The following is a 20,984-nucleotide window of genomic DNA, read 5'->3' as shown; positions in this document are numbered from 1 at the left end:
CCGTTAGCCCTGGAATTCATTCCGGGGCGAGATAGAACGGAGCGAGGAACCTGTTGATACGTTTCAAACACCCGCTAAGCGCGATCGCTTCTCGATATCGCGCAGTTTTGCTTTTCCTCTAAACTTGATCCCGGTAACGACCTATGCAATCTGATGCTCTCCTTCGCAATGCTCTACTAGGTTCTACAACGGCAATCGCCCCCGCGCCGCTTGAGATTAACTTAAGTCCAGCACTGAATGATATCTCTCGATCGAGTTCGATTGCATTTGTCGATCGTGGAATTCAAGGATATGAAAAGCTCCTCGCAAACGCTGCTTCAGGAACAGAAATCTATATTCTAGATCCTATCAAAGATGCAGTTTCGCAAATCACCGACATTCTACTAGAGCGCACGAGCATCTCGGCAGTTCACATTCTTTCGCATGGAAGCAGCGGCGGACTGACATTAGGACAGAACTGGCTCGATAGCAACGCTTTGGAGCAGTATGCGGATCAGTTCCGAAGTTGGTCAAAGGCACTCACTCAAGATGCAGATATCTTGCTCTATGGATGCGATGTCGCAGAAGATGAAACAGGAAAGGCGTTCGTCAAACTGCTAAGCCAATTAACGCAAGCAGATATTGCAGCATCGAGCGATCGTACAGGAAGCGCGAGCCTAGGTGGAAACTGGATATTAGAAGTCAAGACTGGAGCGATTGAAGCTGAGACGTTACTGAATCAAGCTGAATTCAGTAACGGTCAATGGTTGCTTGCCCAAACTTTGACGGGAACTAATTTTAATGCTGGAAGTTTAACCTATAACGAAGCCATTTCGATTCAAGGAACGACTTCACTAAGAGTCACAGGTGACTTGGATCTGAGCAATTTAGGCTCGATCGTTGGAGATAACAATGCAGCAACGATCGATAATTTGTCGATTACCGTAGATGGAACTGTCACGCTCAATGGCAACATTGGTGGGCTTGGACTCAACAATCTGACGATCAAGGCAGGAAAAGGAATTACGATCGGTGGAATTACGATCGGACTCGCTGGCAATCTCGACTTGAGCGTGGATGCAGGCTTATCGGTTCCATCTTGGGCAGAACTTGCCCAAAATATTGCTTTTGTTGATCAAGGCGTGAGTGCAACGATTAACGTTGGAGCTAATGCGAGCATTAATGCTCAGAATATTTCGCTGGTTACAAACACTTCAACTAGTAAGTTTGCTGGTTTTAATGTGTTTGAAAATGATTTACTCGCTCTCTTGGCTGGGCAATCTCCACCTTCGATGACTGGAGATCTTGAATTCATCGAACGCAGCGGGAATGATGCGGCTAGGATTCGTCGGACAAATGGAGGAAGCTGGATTGCAGATGGATTTGAAGCGGGGCAAACAATTAAAGTCATTGGATCGAGCGAAAATGATAGTAATACGTTTGAGATTGCATCGGTTACGGCAACTGAAATTACTTTAATCGCTTCCGATGTGTTAAGAGCAGGAACGAACACTGGTGTGACTGTCAAGCAAGCGATTACTTCGATTCTGCCTCAAGATATTTTACTAGGTGCAATTGATAAAAACGGCATCAAAATTAACACAAGTAACTTTACGGTTGAGGATGCTTCTAACGTTTTAAGACGGCAAATTTCTCAATCTAAACTGCTGAACTTCAGTCTTCCAGTTGAGTACTTAAAGTCCCGGTCTGAGAGTTTAATCACAATTCAATCTGGCGCGCAACTCGCGGCTAATGGAAATGTCACAATCGAATCTGCTGCACAGTCTGATGTTGGTTTGAAAACGCTGGCTCTGATGCTTGGAGCCGCTTATGGCGAATCAGCCGCGATCGCGAAAACTCAGATTAATTCAGGAGTCAGGATTAATGCTGGCGGCGCGGTTCGGGTGCGATCAGATGTGACAAACAATCTCGAAGTTGAAGTCAACATGACAGCGGGCGTGTTGATGGCTGTGGGAGCGAACCTCCTCAAGCTTCCTGGTGCTCAGATCACGTTTGCTTACGGCAAAGGCTATTCAGAAGCAGAGTCTCTCTTGAGTGCTGGAGCAAGTATCACCGCAGGCACAGTTGATATTACTTCTAATACACTGAATAACTTCAAGACAACTGCCATTAGCCAAATCGTAAGCGGTGGCAGCGCTGCCTCAGTTGGATTAGCAGTCGGCGTTGCGCTGGCTGATCACGAATCGAAGAGTAATGCAATCATAGAAGGCAATGTCACAACAACAGGTAATGCAACGATCCAGGCAACAGGAACGAATGCAACGAACCGACTCGAGGCAAGGGGCGTAATTAAAGCGAATGCGTTTCCCTTCCAAGATAAGGTCATCTCAAAACTTGAAAAACTTCAAGCGTTTAGGGAACTTGAAGCAGGGCTACGAGGGCAATTAAACGTTCTGTCTCAAAAATTGCAGGGTGAGAATCTAGCGAAGCCGCAATCTGATACCTCTGGTTCGCAAGGAAGAAAGTTTGATGTCGGGGCGGCAACTGCGATCGCGAGTAGTGTGAATATTGTGACAGCCCGGATTGCCGATGGAGCAACCCTCAAAATCGGTGGTAATCTCACAGTTTTTGCAAAAGCAGAAGATAACTTCAGAGTCATCACGAATGGTGGAGCGAAAGCAGGCGCAAAACTGAGCCTGGGTGGAGCGGTTGCGATTTCAACTCATACCAATGAGGCAAATGCTTCGATCGGAAATGCGATCGTCGATGTTGAAGGGATTCTGAGTGTTAATGCACAATCGATCGTTCCGGATCAAGTAAAAGTTGCAGAAGATTTTAATACATTCTTAGGTGCGATCTCAGGCTTCCAGATTGATCCAGTTCTATTGGCAACAGATGGGCCACTGACTATCTTTGAAAATGCTGACACTTATATTACTAAATTTGTCAAATCATTAGAGAAAATCAAGCAACCTCTGGCTTATATCAATGATGATTTAGGGTTCCCTGATAAAGTCGCAACGACTTATACTTCTGCAAGTGCTGACGCAGGGGATACCAAAGGCGGTTTTGCCATTTCCGGCAGTGTGCTTATACTCACAATCACCAATACTGCAAATGCTTGGATTGCATCGGGTGCAAAAATTAATCAAACTGATACAGGCAAGGCAGACCAGGCAGTTCGAGTCAATGCTGAAACACGAATTGAAACGATCAATATTAGTGGCTTCCCTTCTGTTCTGAACCTCATTAAGCCTGCAACTCAAAGTAAAGGGGGCGCAGTGGGTGGAGTCTTTGGTGGAGTCGTCTACAACAACACAACCAAAGCTTACATTGCCGATAAAGCCGAGGTCAAAGCGAAAAAGGATGTTGAAGTCAAAGCGAATTCTGAAAATTTCACAATTAATATTTTGAAGTCGGGGGCAGCAGGCGGAAACTTCGGAGTTTCTGGCTCTGTTGCACTCAATAGCATCACGAACAATACCCAAGCTTATATTGATAATTTAGCCAAGGTTGAAGCGGGCGCTGATCTGATTGTGACTGCAACTCATGAGGCATTTGCGCTAACGATTTCGGGTGCGACATCAGCAAGCGAAATCGGCATCGGCGCTTCAGTCGCGGTGAATGAAGGGGAAAACACTGTTAAAGCATTCATTGGGAATGAACAAACTAGCGTAGGCACAGCAGGAATCTTTACCGCAGGGGGTAATGTCCAAGTCGAGGCAACGTCGCAAAGTAAGCTAATGAGCTTGACGATCGCGGGAACCAAAGCTGGTGGAGGAAATAGTATTGCCGCCCCAACAGACGGGCTTGATGGGCAATCTGTTGGAGATTCACTCGGGTCTGCGCCGGAACAAAACTCAAAGCAAAAGGGCGGATTTGGGCTGTCAGGAAGCGTTTCAGTTAATGATATCGATAGCACAGTCACAGCTTACATCAGCGATAATGTCACCGTGAATGCGATCGGGAATGTCTCGGTTAAAGCGGAAGATGATGTCTTCTTGCTCTCGGTCGCAGGAGCAGCAACTTTAAATCTAGGGGCACAAGGTGGAGCCGCAATTGCCGGCGGAGTCTCTTTCAACGATCTCGATCGTAACGTTCGAGCCTTTACCCAAAACGCTAACATCACTACAAAAGATGTTCTAGTCAATGCGAAAACCGAAGATACAATCGTCTCGGTTGCTGCGGGTGCAGGAGGCGGAAAATCCACAGCGGCTTCGATCGCAGGTTCTGTCGATCTCAACTTGATAGATAGTACAACAGAGGCATTCCTAGGTCAGGGAACAACCTTAAATGCGACAGGTTCCGTGACCGTGAATGCTCAGAACGATCTCTTACTGGTTTCAGTTGCAGGAGGAATCGCAATCGGCGGTCAAGCAGGCATTGGAGCCGCAGTTGATGCAAGCGTCATGAATCTCGCAGCAAATGCATTTGTTGACACAGGTGCAGCAATTAGCGCTGCTGGAGATATCAAAATTACTGCAAGCTCTGAAGAAGATATCGTTTCAGTTGGTGCAAGTTTAGCGGCTTCTAAAGGATTGGGTCTAAGTGGATCAGGTGCAAGCCAGAATCTCAATACAACTGTGCTTGCGTACATTGGCGCAGGCGCGACTGTCAATACGAATGACAACCTCGTGATCAATGCAGACAGCGATGTTTTCGCAGTTGTAGTTGGAGGGGCGGCTGGACTCGGTAAACAAACTGGAGTTGGGGCTTCACTGGCGAATATTAACCTTGATCGAACAGTGCAAGCTTATATTGGCAATTCAGCGATCGTCAATGCAAAAGGGAATGGTGCAGCAGTTACAACACCAGATAATGCTTTAACTGGCAATGGTATTCTGATCAATGCGAATGCAAAAGATGTGCTCCGACTCGTTGGCGCAGGTGGAGCCGGAGGTTCAAACCTCGCGATCTCAGCTTCTGCCGTTGTCAATACGATCGACAGCACAGTCGAAGCCTACATTGGTCAAGGCGCGCAAGTGAACACCCTGAATAATGCCGCAGCGTCTCTTGCTCAATCTGTTCAGATTCGTGCCAATCATGATTCAGATTTACTGAGTGTGGCAGGCTCAATCTCAGGCGGAGGGAAAGCAGGAATTGGCGCGGCGGCAGACGTTTTGCTTTTGAATAAAGCAGTTCGGGCTTACATTGGTAATTCAGCAACAGTGAATGCCCAAAACAACATCACGATCGATGCTCTGTCTAAGGAAACAATTCTTTCCATCAGCGCAGGTGCTGTCGGCGGCGGTAAAGCAGGGATTGCAGGAACAGCTTCAGCATTGACCGTTACGAATACAACTCAGGCATGGATCGGCAACGGGGCAAATGTTACTGCAGAAGGGAATATTCGAGTCAATGCCAACGATCAAACTGAAATTGATGCAATTTCAGGCAACATTACAGTTTCAGGAGTTGCTAGCATTGGCGCATCTGCGGCAGTTACGATCGTCAATAAAACGACCGAATCTTATGTCGGTCAAAATGCTCAAGTTCGTGCCAAAGCACTACGAGATGGCATAACCGTCAATACAGGCGAATTTACGATCGGCTACACTGCTCAAACTGGAACCAATACAACAGAAGTCTTTGCTCCAGGTGGCTATAATCGAGACTTGACGCGAGATGGGTCAAACGATGTCAGTGATCCAAAGCTCACTCAACAACGAGTTGCAACCGCGAATACTCGATTGATGAAAGGACTATCGATCACAGCAATTAACCAAGACGATATTGAAGCGATCGCAGTAAGCGGCGGCGGCGGCGGTGCGGTAGCAGCAAATGTGAGCGGCTCGGTAAATGTCACAGGTAATACGGCTTCTGCCTATGTCGCAGAAGGAGCAGTGATCAACGCGAACAATACCAATGATGGCGTGGATCAAACGGTTCTGATTGCCGCTGGAAATGATTACTATCATATGGGCATTTCAGGTGCAGGTGCAGTCACGGGTGGTACTGGAATCACTGCGGGCGCAGTTGTCACAACGGTCGAAAATACAACTCAAGCCTTTGTCGATGACACTGCGATCGTCAATGCAAAGCGGGATATTGCAGTCGTCGCAAATGCTAAGGAAGATATTCTCACCGTAGGAGCTAGTGCAGCAGCAACAGGATCAGTGGGGGTAGCCGGGGCAGCTTCAGTCTTGTCGATCAAGAATCAAACCTATGCGTATATCGGCGATCGTCTTGCAGATGGAGTTGGTGCGGTCGCCAATGCAGGCGGAAATATTCTCGTCAACGCGAATGATACGACTGAAACCTTCATGATTGCAGGCAGCCTTGGAGTTGGATTGGGTTCGGCTGGATTTGGGGGAGCAGTAGGAGTCGCCACGATTACAAAAGACACACAAGCATTTGTCGGTGCATCAAGCACTATTACAGCGAAAGCGAATAGCAGTGGACTGACCGATATTTTCAGCGGAGAAGTTACTAACACAGCTTTCTCAACCAAAACAACGTTCCAAGGTCTAGCAGTTCAGGCAAATTCTTCAGAAACGCTGTTTGGAGTCGGGGGCAGCGGAGCTGGAGGATTCTATGCGGGTCTAGCAGGTGGGGTGACGGTAAATATCATTGATTCTGACACCCGCGCTTTTGTTGGAACAGGAGCTAACATTAATCTAAATGCTCCAGATGCCAACACGAACGCATCTGTAAGTGTCGCCGCCGCAAATCGAACTCGTGCCTTTACCTTTGCTGGTGGAGTCGCGATCGGAGGTGTGGGCGTTGCGGGTGGAGTTGATGTTGGCAGTATTAGAAATGATACTTCTGCCGTCATTGACAATGGAACAATCGTGAATGCCAAAGGCAATGTTGATGTCAATGCTCTCTCGATTAAAGATGTTGACAGCTATGCAGTGAGTGGTGCCCTTGGGGTTGGTGCACTAGCAGGTTCTGTCTCAGTATGGTCGATCGGTGCAGGGTACAATTCATCTTACTCAGATGGAAGTAGCTCAGATACCTCGATTAACGCAGGTGAGTATAACAAAATTACGGCCTACAGTGATGGACGAGCAGGTGCATTTAGCTCGCTGCTGGGAGGTTATGGCAATACAAATGCTGATGGAAGCAGCAGCCTCTTAGGCAGTTCCATGCGATCTGCTAGTACTCGTGTCAAATCAAATCCTGTTACAGGGGTAATGGAATCTGCGGCTGTCTCAGCAGGAACAACTGCTCTGATAGGCAATGTAGTCGTCAATGCGGGTCAAAATATTGCAGTTCAAGCCAAAGAAAGGTTAACCCTGGATCAATTTGTGGGTGGATTTGCGGGCGGTGCAGTTGGAATTGGCGGATCAGTTGCGATCGCGAATCTAAGCAGCAATACGAATGCTAAAGTTAACAATAATGCAACTCTTTCTGCGATCGACAATATCACGCTGAAATCCGAGTTTATTGAAACTCTCAATGGTAAAGCCTTTGCAGGACAAGCAGGGCTTGCCGCTCTCGGTGCTCAGGTTGTGGTTCTAAACGACAGTAGTACACAGTCAGCGATCGTAGGCAGCGGTGCCAAAATTACTCAAGCCAAGACGGTCAGTATTGAAGCACTGACGACTCGAAATCTTTCTGCTCAAAGCATTGGTGGTGCAATTGGAGGAGTTGCGGTTGGAGCTTCAATTGCAAGAAGCACGGTGAGCGGTTCAACACTTGCCTCAATCGGTGCGAATGCTCAGATTGGACAGGAAACAGGCAAAACTGTAAATGATGTGATTGTGCGAGCAGATGCGAATCTTGATTCGACTGCAAGAGCGATCGCGGCGACGGCAGGTGTGCTGGCAGGAAGTGGTGCTGCCAGTTTCTCATCCGTCTCACCTACAATTTCTGCATCTGTCAGTGGGGCAGTGAAAACAACAAACGACATTTCTATCACAGCAAATGGGTTGATCAAATCGAGTGCTAAAGCAGAAGGAGTAGCACTTGCGGTGGGAAGTGCAGGCGTGTCGATCGCAGAAGCAAACGGAAATGCAACAATCACTGCAGCAACACAGCCCGATGCCAAACTCGAAGCAGGTCGCGATATCCTGCTGCAAGCGCGCTATAACCTTGATGGCAATGGTAACGGCATCGATGATGCGATTAAAGCAGATTCTAATGCATCAGCAAAAGGACTCTTGCTTGGTGCGAATGGTGCAGTGACTAAACTTAATTCGACTGCGAATATCTTAGTTCAGACGGGTATTCGTTCATTGCTGGATGCTAAACGTAATATAACATTGGCGGCAACTGCAAATAACGATGTAAACGCAATTGCGGTTGGTCAAGCAGGTGGATTTTTAGCAGCAGGTTCAACCGAGACGAACGTGACAATTAACGTCGCTGCAAATGCAGTCATCGCTCAAGATAGTCTTCTTCAAGCTGGCAATGATCTGAGCATCGCTTCAAATGCTATCTCGAATGTCAAAGCAGATGCTCAAGGAGGAGCAGGTCAAAATCTTTCAGGATTTTTAGAATCTTTGTTCACTGGAAACTTAAGCGGCTTATTTTCAGGTGGGCTGCCTTCTGTTTTGGCAGCAGGTGGATCGTTGACGACCGTCTCGATCGAGAATACTGCTAACACTGATCTTGGAGTAGGGGCTGATTTAACGGCTGGAAACTTATTGAATATTACAGCCGATGCGAAAGTAATCGTAGATGCTGACTCTAAAATGTCTGCTGCAAGTACAGTTGTTGCGGATTCAATCACAGCCGTGAGTGTTGTTGTCGATTCGGATGCGTTGATTCGGATGCAGGCTAGCTCAACGGCAAATGGAAAGATAACTACACTACGCGCACAAGATCGAATCGGAGTGAATGCGCTAGCGAGAGGAGAAGCAACTGCAGATCTTGCATCAGCATTTGGAAGTGCTGGAACACAGGTGAATGTAGGTTCATCGATTGACCCAAGTGAAGCGAAGATTATTTTTGAAACAGGAACAAAAGTAACCGGAACCGATAAATTAACGATCGAAGCCTTGAATAATCAAGAGGGCGGCAATCTCCTCTCGCGATCCGAAGCGAAGGTGTATGGAACGCTCACTGGAACAGCCAGTACTGTTGCAGATGGAAGTGTTGACGTTCGCTCGATCGTAGAATCAGCGTCAGGCTCAGAGATGTCTGCGGCTGAGTTGCTCGTTCGATCTGAGTCGAATTATGTCCTCGATCGTCTTCCGGTCAGTGATGCCTCTACCATTGTGACCAAGGTGATCGAAGTTGCGCGAGAAGTAACACGGACAATTACGAAGTGGCTACCTTGGCCTTTTGACGATATCGTCGAAACGATTGTTGAAACTGTGATTGATTTGGTTACAGTCTTTGAATTTAGTACCAACAACTCTTCTGTCGGTGGAAGCGGACTCAAATTCAGCGATACGATCAATCTTAATGGTGACATCTACAACATTGGCGCGCAAAACAAGCTGCTGATTGTGAATGCGGATGGCAGTATTGATCCAAGCAGTAATGTCAGTACTCAGATTGTGGGTAATGACATCATTGTGGGAGACATTATCAATGATAGTAAGGCGAAAATGGCATTCCTAGCTCCAAAGGGGCAGGTCATTGGCAATGCTGTGTTGTATCTGAATAAGTTAATTGATGAAGTTCGCGTTCTGAATAACTCGAATCGGAATTTGGTCTTTAACCGAGTGGACATGTTGAGTGCTCAGACGAATGAGCCTGATGTGGATTACAGAAGAGCACCCACTCTTCCAGGTAGAGATTACAGAATCGATTCAACCATTCGTCAAAGTCAATTCATTGTGACTAACAATGGGACTTCTGATGTGACCTTCAATCGGTCAATCAGCAATGTTACTGCGTTCTTCAATATCGTCAACAATGGTGGCTCAATTAAAGCAGGTAATCCAAGCGTTTACTTTGAAGTTGGCAACTCTGGACATCTGCTTTTAGAAGCGAAAAATGGGGGAAGCATTGGGGCTGCAAATCAACGTCTCGGTGCACGGCTCTTGCGTGCACGATTGAATCCAGATGGCAGTGTTTCAAGTTTGCCTGCGGAAGTGATTGCTTCAGCAGGGGGTAGCATTTACTTAGACATTACTGGAATCAACGTAATTTCTGCACCTTATACCAATCAAGTCGTAGATGGTATTACCTTGAGGTTTGATGCAGGACTTGATATTGACGTGATTACTTCTGCAAGCCAACTGCTCGATAACAGAGGGCAGCTAAACAATGGCAAGGGCGTTTATGATGTTCTGAATGCAGTATCGACGAACGGCAATGTCACGATCGATGTAAGAGCAGGCGATTTAATCTTAGGTGATAGTCAAACCTATAGCGGCACGTACTCTGATCCGAAGATTGGCACAATCCTCTCTAACAATGGAATCACGACTCTAAAAGCTTCTGGCTCAATCCTCGATAACAATGATGCTGCAGCCACTGATATTACGGCTCGATCAGCAGTCCTCCAAGCAGGTTCAGGCATTGGACAGGCAACAAATGCGATCGAGACGACCATCAGTAATCTTGAGGCAAATGGCGGTACAGGTGGTGTTTGGATTGATAACACTGGAAACCTGGTCATTGGTGGAATTAGTTCTATGATCGGACTCAGTGGTGATCTCGCATTGCTGCTTAACAATCGGGGTTCGCTGCGGGTTCAAGAAAATGTATCTTCTGTCGGTGAGATTACGCTGAATGTGCCTGATCTGCAAACGCCAGGGCAAGACATTACTATCACAGGTAATTCAACGATCAGGAGTTCTGGTAGTTCAGTTAGCGTGCTTGCAGGCGACGATATTCAAATTGATCAAGGTAGTGGAATTTCAGCAAATAATACGATCTCTATCCGAGGAGATTACGGGAATGTAGACGCGGTTGGAAGCACGATCGATATTCGCGGAACGCTCCAAGCCCCAACCGTTGAAATCACAGGTGACATTAACAACGATCGAGTCAATCTCACAAACGTTGCGGCAAACTCACCGGTCACGATCAGAACTTTAGACGATGATGACACGATCAATATCGGCAGCAATTCAACTCCGACGACGAATACAAATGGTACGTTAAACCAAATCAATGCGAATTTGACGATCGAGGCTGGAACCGGAGCCGATCAACTCAAAGCAGACGACTCAGGCGACACGACAGCGAATACCGGAACCCTAACCAGTACTCAACTCAGCGGATTAGGAATGACAGGTGTCATCAACTATGCTGGCGTTGAAACGCTCGAAGTCGCACTCGGTTCTGGAGCAGATACATTTACCGTTGCGAGCACGATCGCAGGAACAACCACAGTCAATGCAAATGCAGGCGCGGATACTGTCAATGTTCAATCAATCTCAGGCGCGACTACAGTCAATGCAGGTGCAGACAACGACACAATTAATGTCGGAAACGCGAGCAATACTGTTAACAATATTGGTGCAGTTCTAACTGTTCAAGGTGATGCAGGTACTGATACTCTCAACGTGATTGATTCGGGTGATACCACTGCAAACACAGGCAATTTAACCAGCACTCGCGTCTCAGGTTTAGGAATGGCAGGCGCGATCGATTACAACACTGTTGAAGCCTTAGACATTACTCTTGGGTCAGGTGGTGATACCTTTACGGTTCAGAGTACACACACAGGTTCTACGACTCTAAATAGTGCTGCGGGTGCTGATACGATCGCAGTTCAATCCAATGCAGGCGCAACGACCGTTAATGCAGGCGCAAACGATGATAACGTAACGGTTTCGGTGATCACTCCAGGTGGAACATTAGTTGTAAATGGTGAAGCAGGCAATGATGTGGTGAATGCAACTGCATCCACACGCGGTATTGTTCTCAATGGTGGAGATGGCGACGATACGCTACAAGGCGGATCAGGCAACGATTTGATCGGCGGCGGATCAGGGAACGATCGTATTGATGGCAATGCCGGAAATGATGAAATCTATGGCGATTCGACTTTTCCGGTTCAAGCAACAGATGCGGCTTATAACAGCTTTACCTTTGATGCGAATGTGATGACGGCTCCTGCTGGATCGCGTCCAAGTGCTATACAGCAAACTTCTCAAGGGAATGACACAATTTCCGGTGGAATTGGAAGCGATACCGTTTATGGGGAAGGTGGCGATGACAACATCGTTGGAGGTAGTTTTACTGCGAATGTCGCAGATGGAACGGACTATCTGTTTGGTGGAGCCGGAAATGATGTGATTGCTGGCGATAATGCCACGATTGATGTCAATCGCTCGATCGCGGTTTTCAATGACAATAACGGCGCGGCGGATTACATCTTTGGGGATACTGGAACGCTCACATTTGCTCCGACAGGAGAAGTGACTCGCGCCGCGAATGCTTCGGTTGCAGGAGATGGCAACGATACGATCTCCGGTGGAATTGGTAATGATGCTCTCTTTGGTGGAGCCGGAAATGATGTGATTTCTGGAAACTTGGGAGACGATCGCTTAATCGGTGATCAAGGTGTGATTGACTTTGTGAATAGTGCAGTCACCAAGATTGAAACGACAGAAGCAAATGTTGGCGGAACCGACACGCTAAATGGCGATGAAGGCAACGACATTGCGATCGGGGGATTTGGAAATGACACGATTTCTGGAAATGCTGGAGATGATTTCTTAATTGGAGACAACGGACGCGCGCAATTTGCGGCAGGCATCTTAACGAGAATTGAATCGATTGATCCAGGACTCGGAGGAAATGATGCGATCGCTGGAAATGACGGTAATGACATTGCGATCGGCGGATTTGGGGACGATACGGTTTCTGGAGAGATCGGTCGAGATGTCTTACTCGGTGACAATGGCGTTGTAGTTCGAGCCGATGGCACGATTGAAGCCAATGATATTTACTCGACTGAGCCAACCTTCGGCGGCAAAGACACGATCACTGGAGGGTTAGACAATGACTTGATCATCGGTGGTTCTGGTGGCAATGATGCATTAGGTCTCGGCGGTGACATCCTGGCAGGAAACGAAGGCGATGACTGGATCATTGGCGACAATGCTTATATCACTCGCGATAGTAACGATCAAGTTGAGCAAGTCGTAACCTCTTTCTCATCAAATGGCGGCGACGACAATATTACCGGAAATGATGGCAATGACTTGATTTTGGGTGGGTTCGCGAATGACACTATTCAGGGCAATGTGGGTAGCGACATCATTCTCGGAGATAACGGCAAGATGACGCTGCTGAACGGAGTTGTAGCCCGGATTGAGACAACGGAAGCACTCAACGGTGGCAATGACACGATTCAAGGGAATGACGGTGCAGACATTATTCTGGGGGGTTCTGGAGACGATACGATCGCTGGCGGAGCAGACAATGACACTATCCTTGGAGACAATGGCGTAGTGGTTCGAGCTGATGGCTCAGCCCAAGCAAATGATGTCTTCTCAACCGATGAATTGAGTGGCGGAAAAGATAGTATCTCTGGTGGTCTGGGAGATGATTTGATTCTCGGCGGATTTGAGAGCGATCGCATCACAGGTAATGAAGGGAATGACATCGTGTATGGCGATCATGCTTACATCACTCGCAATGCATCGGATGTTGTAGAAGAAATCACAGCACGCTTCGCAGTTCAAGGCGGAGATGATGTGATTGAAGGCAATGCAGGCGATGACATTCTCATCGGTGGAGCCGCGAACGATACCATCATGGGTGGTACTGGAATTGACTTCATCGCTGGAGACAATGCGAAAGTGACGATGCCGAATGGAGTTGTAGCTCGCATTGAAACCACTAATCCAACCTTCGGTGGCAATGATGCGATCGATGGAAATGACCAAGGAGACTTTATTCTCGGTGGCGCTGGCGATGACACAATTACTGGAGGCGCTGATCTTGCAGATGATGTGATTCTGGGAGATCACGGGGTCATTGTTCGAGCCGATGGAACACCTCAAGCAAATGATATCTACTCAACTGATCCAGCAAATGGTGGAAAAGACATCATCACGGGTGGATTGGGCAACGATATCATCCTGGGAGGGGCAGACAACGATCGCATCACAGGCAATGAAGGCAACGATGTCATCTTTGGTGATCATGCTTACATCACTCGCAATAATGCCGATGTCATTGAGAAGATTGAATCAACTTTTGCAGACCAAGGTGGAGATGACGCGATCGCTGGAAATACAGGCGACGATCTCTTATTTGGTGGAGCCGCAAACGACACGATCACAGGGAATGAAGGCAACGATGTGATCTTCGGTGATAACGGCAGCCTAGATTACACGCTAGATAGTAACCTCACAACCTTAGATTTGATCACCACAACCTCGCCAGCAATTGGTGGAAACGATAATATTCAAGGCAATGAGGGTGACGATCGCATTCTTGGTGGAAATGGTGCGGATGCCATTCAAGGTAATGCAGGACAAGACATCATTCTCGGTGACAATGGACTCCTTAACTATGGAGTCGATAGCGACTTTACAACTCTTGATCTGATTACGACCACTGATCCAACCTTGGGTGGCAACGATCAAATCGCAGGGAATGACGGCAATGATATTGCGATCGCTGGAGCCGCAAACGATACTGTCACCGGAGATGCAGGAGACGACATTCTAATTGGAGATCAGGCTGAAATTACGTTAACGGGTGGCAGGGTAAAACTCGTTGAGAGCATCGACCCAGGCATTGGGGGAGATGATGTTGTTTCCGGGGGCGATGGGACTGATCTGATTCTGGGCGGATTTGCCGATGATATTCTCTACGGCGATGCTGGCAATGACAGAATCTTAGGTGATAACGGTCGATTCGATTTTGCTTTTGCAGGGGATGCGGTCGTTGGAGCCGATTCTGACCTATCAACCTTGGATATCATCACAACTACTGATCCAACTTTGGGCGGTGACGATAGTATCTTTGGCGGTGCAGGCGAAGATCAAGTAATCGGTGGCTCAGGTTCTGACTTTGTTGCAGGCGATAACGGAGCTGATCCAAACGTTGTCTTGACCCGGGAATGGACAGTTGTTGATGAAGGTGACTTTAACGGAGATGGTCGAACCGATCTCGTTTGGCGCAATCAAGTTCGGGGGGATGTTGCCGTTTGGTTGATGAATGGCAAAGAAATACTCGATTTCGCAGTGGTCTTACCCGGTGTGCCTTTGAGTTGGACGATCGAAGGAATTGACGACTTCAACAAAGACGGCAAGGATGATTTTATCTGGCGCAATCGTGCTAATGGCGATGTTGCCCTTTGGTTAATGAACGGTAGAAAGATTGACACTGCTGCGATTGTGCTTCCGGGTGTGCCACTGAGTTGGGAAATTGAAGGGATCTCTGACCTGAATAACGACAATCAAGCGGATCTGATTTGGCGCGATCGCAGTAATGGCGATGTTGCTGTTTGGCTAATGAATGGTTCGCAAATTGCGGGAGCCGCAGTCGTCGTTCCAGGCGTACCGTTGACCTGGACCATTGAAGGCGTTGATGATCTCAATGGCGATGGTAATGCTGATTTGATTTGGCGCGATCGCAGTAATGGTGATGTTGCGGTTTGGTTAATGAATGGTCTGCAAATTGCTGGATCTGCAATTGTTCTCCGCGGCGTGCCGTTGAACTGGAACACTCAGGGAATTGGCGATTTTAACAACGATGGCAAAGCCGATCTGCTCTGGCGAGGGCAAACGAACGGTGAGATTGCTGTTTGGTTGATGAATGGGTTGCAAATTGCTGGATCTGGAATTGTTCTAGCTGGAATTCCGAGCAATTGGACGATCGAAGGAATTGGTGACTTTAACAATGATGGCAAGAGCGATATCGCCTGGCGCGATCGCGGTAATGGCGATGCTGCGGTTTGGTTGATCAATGGCACTCAACTGGCAGGAGCCGCTGTGATCATTTCGGGTGTGCCCTTTAACTGGGAAGTCAAAGCGATTAGTGACTTGAACAACGATGGTAAGGCTGAGTTTGTCTGGCGAGATGCTGCGACCGGAGATGCTGCGGTGTGGATGATCAATGGCGTGCAGATTGATGATACAGCGCTCTACCGTCAAGGAGATTCAAAACCTGTGTCCACTGGTGCATCAGATGATTTGGTCATGGGTGATCATGCCATCGTCTATCAGGCATTGCAGCGCGATCGCAATTTCGTCTCGATCGACACACAAGCAGCCGATGGCGGTGGAGACGACGTGCTGTATGGCAATCAAGGCGATGATATTCTGCTCGGTCAGCAAGGCAACGACATCATGTACGGTGGTGCAGGTGAAGATGACATGACTGGCGGTCACAATGTGCTAGGTGGTGCCGATGGCAGTGATTCGATGGATGGAGAAGCAGACTCAGATGTGATGCTCGGTGATAACGGCACGATTACTCGGCGTTGGGTGAACAATGCGTGGCAGCGATTTGTGGCACCGTTTGCGACGGTTATTCGAGATATTGTGCGCTTTGATGATGTCGATCGCATTGCTGGCAATGACACGATGGTCGGAGGAACGGGTGATGACATCATTCAAGGTCAGCGCGGCGACGATTTCATTGATGGTGGTGCTGGAGATGATGAACTCTATGGACAACTGGGCAATGACATCATTCAAGGTGGAGACGGACAAGACACGATTTTAGGAGATGTCGGTATCATTACTCGCGATGTCAATCCAGATGGTTCGGCTCGTCGAAATCTCAATGGCTCGTGGCATCGAGATGTGATTCTAACTGATGTTGGTCGCGTGACTGGAACCGTCAGCAACACACCGACTGCGGCACAATTCCAGAATCCAGATCTCTTGTTACTGACTGAATCAACTGGATATGAGGTCGAACTCCTAGCAGATGGGAATGATGCAATTAATGGGGGATCTGGAGATGATGCGCTCTTCGGTCAGCGCGGTAACGACACGATTCAAGGTGGAACAGGCAATGATTACATTGAAGGTAATGCAGGCAATGATTTCATTGATGATCTTGCAGGCGATGACTTCATTGTTGGAGATGACACCTCGAATCTGCCACCGTTTAACACGGAACTCCCGATCGTCACTCGTGCGATTCACCTGATCGAGCAGAATGCAAACCTAGCTCTCGATTTCTTCGGGACGATCGTTACGCCAAACTTGACCTTAACGCCTGACCCAATTTCGGGCTTGCTGCCAGCCTTGACGCTCTCACCAACTTTAACGCGCGATCATTCTCCGACTCCGATCACGGGTGCGCTTCGTACAACCTCGGGTGTAACGTTCCAAATGCTAGCTGCTGTCGTTCCTGATGTGATCAATCATCTTGATTTACTAGCAGGGAATGACCAAATTTCGGCGGGTGCTGGTTTAGACACGGTTGTGGGAGATAACTATACGAATACCATTCCGCTGAGAACAGGAGTTGCTGGAATTGATCAATCGTTGGATCTAATGATGCGATCGCTGTATCAGTTGAACTATGACCTTCACGGCTTAGAACTTGCGCTGACTGGAACGAGTGGCGCGACTGCACGAGAAATTACACTCGGTGGAGATGTGATTGATGCAGGGGGAGATCGCGATTTAGTCATGGGTGACAATGCCTTCTTGATCGGGGGCTTAACGATTAAATCACCGAGTAATGCTGCGGCGATTAGCACAATGGTCGGAAATCTTCAGCAATTAATTGCGAACTTCAATCGCACCGTTGATACGGTATTAGATCCGCTCACCACTCGACCCATGAATCAGCCGTTTACTTTAGCGATCGGCAATGATCAAATCACTGGAAATAGTGGCGATGACAAGCTTCTCGCTGATGACACTTTTGTTCTTGCTCCTAACTTCAGCAATCCCAACTATGTGAAAGGCAGCTTCTGGAACTATGCACTTATCGGCGGTGATCAGCCTGCTCGTTCTACGCTGCGCGAGTTTAACCTGAAGCTCGGAAACGATTTGGTGAATGGTGGTTCTGGAAATGACTTAATGATTGCTGGTTATAGTAATGTGATTCTGCCGCTCGCAAATCAAGCGCCTGTCACTCAAAGCGATCGCCTACAATTCCAACGCGATCTCGAACTGTTTGCTGAAGATGTCAGAACCTTCATCCGCGACCTGCACAATACCAATCACGGCATTGAGTATGTCAACAACAATCAGTCTCATACCCTGATTGCTCAAAATGATGTGATGAATGGTGAAGCAGGCGACGACGTGATGTTAGGAGATAATGCAACGCTGCTGCTCCCGATCGTCGATCGACAAATCAATCTCAGCTTTGAAATCGTCAGAGGCTATCTCGATTCCAGCGACGAATCTTACAACTTCAGTCAAGGTCTCCCTCATCAGTACGATTTGATCTACCGCAATTCAAATCTAGGAGCAACGCGATTTGCTGAAGATACGATGACAGGCGGCGATGGAAATGACATCCTGTTTGGACTTCGAGGCGTTGATACGATGCAAGGAGATGCTGGAGATGATTACTTGTTTGGAGGTGCAGAGACGGATGTGCTGAATGACACATTAGGAACAAATGTGATCCGAGCAACAAATCCCAGTGCAGGGGACAGCACAATCATCAATCCTCGCATCAACGCCTATCTTGTGAACTTCCTCAGTCCTGCTCTCCAGCGCTATATCTCAGAGCTAGATCAAGAGAAAAACAAACTCACTCTCGAAGGACGGTTCCAGCTTTCCTTCCCGGATTAATTTTTTCAGTAAGCCGAGCGTATTGAGTTATAAGTAATACGCTTCCTTTGCCAGCTCACTTACCTGTTAGGACTTTCCCGTGAAAAAGATTCATGCCCCTTGGATTGCAGCTTCCGCAATTTTTCTCGCTCCTTTCAGTGCTTTTGCGACTGAAGTTTCTCCTGCTCCTTCGACGATCGCTCAAGCTTCTCCTAATGCAGAGCTAATTAGAAAGCTCCAATTACTAGAGCAAAAGCAGCAAGAGCTAGAACAAGAAATTGAAAGCTTACGGCAGCAGATTTCGCCACAATCCGGAGCTGCTAAAAAGCCTACTTCTGATCAAGTCGGGGTGACTGCTCCTGAAAAACGTCCTCAACAGTTTGAAGTCTCGGCAGAAGCATTATTCTTAAAGGCTCGAACGAGTAACGCGATGGATTTCGCGATCGTAGACTCAGGACAAGCACTAGCAGTTAGTGGGGATCTAGCAAGAGTTCGATATGAAGATCCAACGGCGCTGCGCGTGGGTTTAACCTATCGTCCTGAAAAGACAGCTTGGGAAGTGGCTGCAACTCATATGTTTTTCAATACTGGCGGGCAGCAAAGTGCCGTTCGACCGACTCAAGGGTTCTTGTACTCTACGTTGACGCATCCGGTTCAGAATGATTCTGCCAATACGGCGGACGCCAGTGCGCGGATGAATTATGCTGCGACTGATGCCGAACTTGCTTATCGGTTCAAAATTGGACAAAGCTTGGGCGTGCGAGTGTTTGGAGGATTGCGATTTGCGACTGTGAATCAAGTGATGAATGTTGCCTATGATGGGCGAGATTTTAACCAGGCAACGGCTCGGATTGAGAATCGATTAAGTGGGTTTGGACCTCGCATGGGTGCTCAAGCAGATCTCAGGTTGGGCAAAGATTTTAGTCTGTTTGGTCGCGGTGCAGGAATGATTCTAGTGGGCAATCGGACAACGAGCTACGAAGAAACCGATAACAATCGTGCTGATCTGGTTGCTCGGATTTCGCAGGATAAATATCAAACGTTTGTGCCAGGTTTGGAGTTTGCTTTAGGAGTGAGTTGGCAACCCAAAATCAGTCAGCAAGCAACTTTGAATGTGAGTGCGGGTTATGAATATCAACATCTCTTTAATGTGTCGAATTCGATTCGATTTGTCGATGGAGCAAGTCCCGGTGTCTTTTCTGAAAGCCAGAATGATTTCAGTTTTCAAGGCTTCTTTATGAAACTTGGGATCAGTTCAGAGTTTTAGCGAAGCAAGTGGAAACTGGACGGTGAATGTCGCACCGCGATCGCTGCCTTCACTTTCAACGGTGATTGAACCCCGATGCAGTTCGACCAATTGATGCACGATCGTCAGACCTAACCCTAACCCGTCTGCGGAAGCAGCATTGGTTTCATCTTGACGAAACCGATCGAAAATATGCGGTAAAAATTCAGGCTGAATCCCAATCCCGGTATCGATCACTTTGACGTATGCCATTCCATCTAGTTCAGTGAGTTGAACTGTAACTTTTCCGCCTGCTGGAGTGAACTTAATTGCATTGGTGAGCAAGTTTAATAAAATCTGCTGCAATCGTTTCGGATCGCCTGAAATGACCAGGTCTAAATCCATCGAGCTAAATTCAAGCTGAATGTTCTTTTCTGCTGCTGTTGGTCGAACGCCCTCGATCGCAGCAGAAATGACTGCGTATAAATTGACCATCATGACTTTGATCGGCAATTGACCTCGAATAATGCGTGAAATGTCTAAGAGGTCTTCAATTAATTGAGATTGAGATTGGGCATTGCGCTCGATCGTTTCTAAGGCTCGATCGATACTTTCAGAATCGAGATTGCGCGATCGCAGTAATTTCGCCCAGCCTAAAATGGCATTGAGTGGCGTGCGCAGTTCGTGCGTAACGACAGCGAGAAATTCGTCTTTATTTTGATTTGCGGTTTCTGCTTCTTCGCGTTGCGCGATCGCTCTTCTCAGCGCAATTTGACTTTGTTTAAGCTGTTGATTTAATCGATCCTTTTGGTTTCCCTCGATCATTTGCCGCAGTACTACGCTCTGCAGTGTATGTTGTAATACTTCTGGCGTTACTTTGTGCGAGAGGATGTAATCTTTTGCACCTGCTTTTAGAAGTTGCGATGCAATTTCTAATGTGTGCGCGATCACAACGATCGGAACTGTGTCTTCAAATTGCTTGAGTTTGCTAATAAATTGTTCGCCTTCCATATCATGCAGATCGGAGTGCATCAAGATCGCATCTGGAGCAGCATGGCAACAAATATTCAGCGCCGCATTGCCTGAACGTGCTACAACGATATTCCAGTCAACGTCAGGGGACTGACTGAGCGATCGCTGAAAGAGAGCATTGTCAAACTGCGATCGGCGAATCAAAAGAAGGGTGCAGAACTGCTTCATATCATTCTGCCAGGGGAACACCTATGAGGAGGATGCAGAAAGAGCCAGACTTCAACAGT

General features: G+C 47.6%; 3 protein-coding genes. 2 read left to right on the top strand and 1 reads right to left on the bottom strand.

Annotated elements, in window-relative coordinates:
- Positions 1–143 precede the first annotated feature (143 nt).
- Positions 144–18,521 carry a DUF4347 domain-containing protein gene (locus OU814_RS22770; protein WP_268242185.1) on the top strand — a complete coding sequence of 6,126 codons (18,378 nt, stop codon included), beginning with the start codon at positions 144–146 and terminating at the stop codon, positions 18,519–18,521.
- 79 nt (positions 18,522–18,600) lie between these two features.
- Positions 18,601–19,767, top strand: coding sequence for an Lpg1974 family pore-forming outer membrane protein (locus OU814_RS22765; protein WP_268242184.1), 1,167 nt, complete (start codon positions 18,601–18,603; stop codon positions 19,765–19,767).
- Here the strand turns inward: OU814_RS22765 and OU814_RS22760 are convergent.
- Complete coding sequence (locus OU814_RS22760; RefSeq protein ID WP_268242183.1) at positions 19,756–20,925, bottom strand: ATP-binding response regulator; 1,170 nt, start codon at positions 20,923–20,925, stop codon at positions 19,756–19,758. The genes OU814_RS22765 and OU814_RS22760 overlap by 12 nt on opposite strands.
- Positions 20,926–20,984 lie beyond the last annotated feature (59 nt).

It is taken from the genome of Leptolyngbya sp. GGD, assembly GCF_026735145.1.
GTDB lineage: Bacteria > Cyanobacteriota > Cyanobacteriia > Leptolyngbyales > Leptolyngbyaceae > Leptolyngbya > Leptolyngbya boryana.
This window is presented reverse-complemented; position numbering and strand designations above follow the sequence as displayed.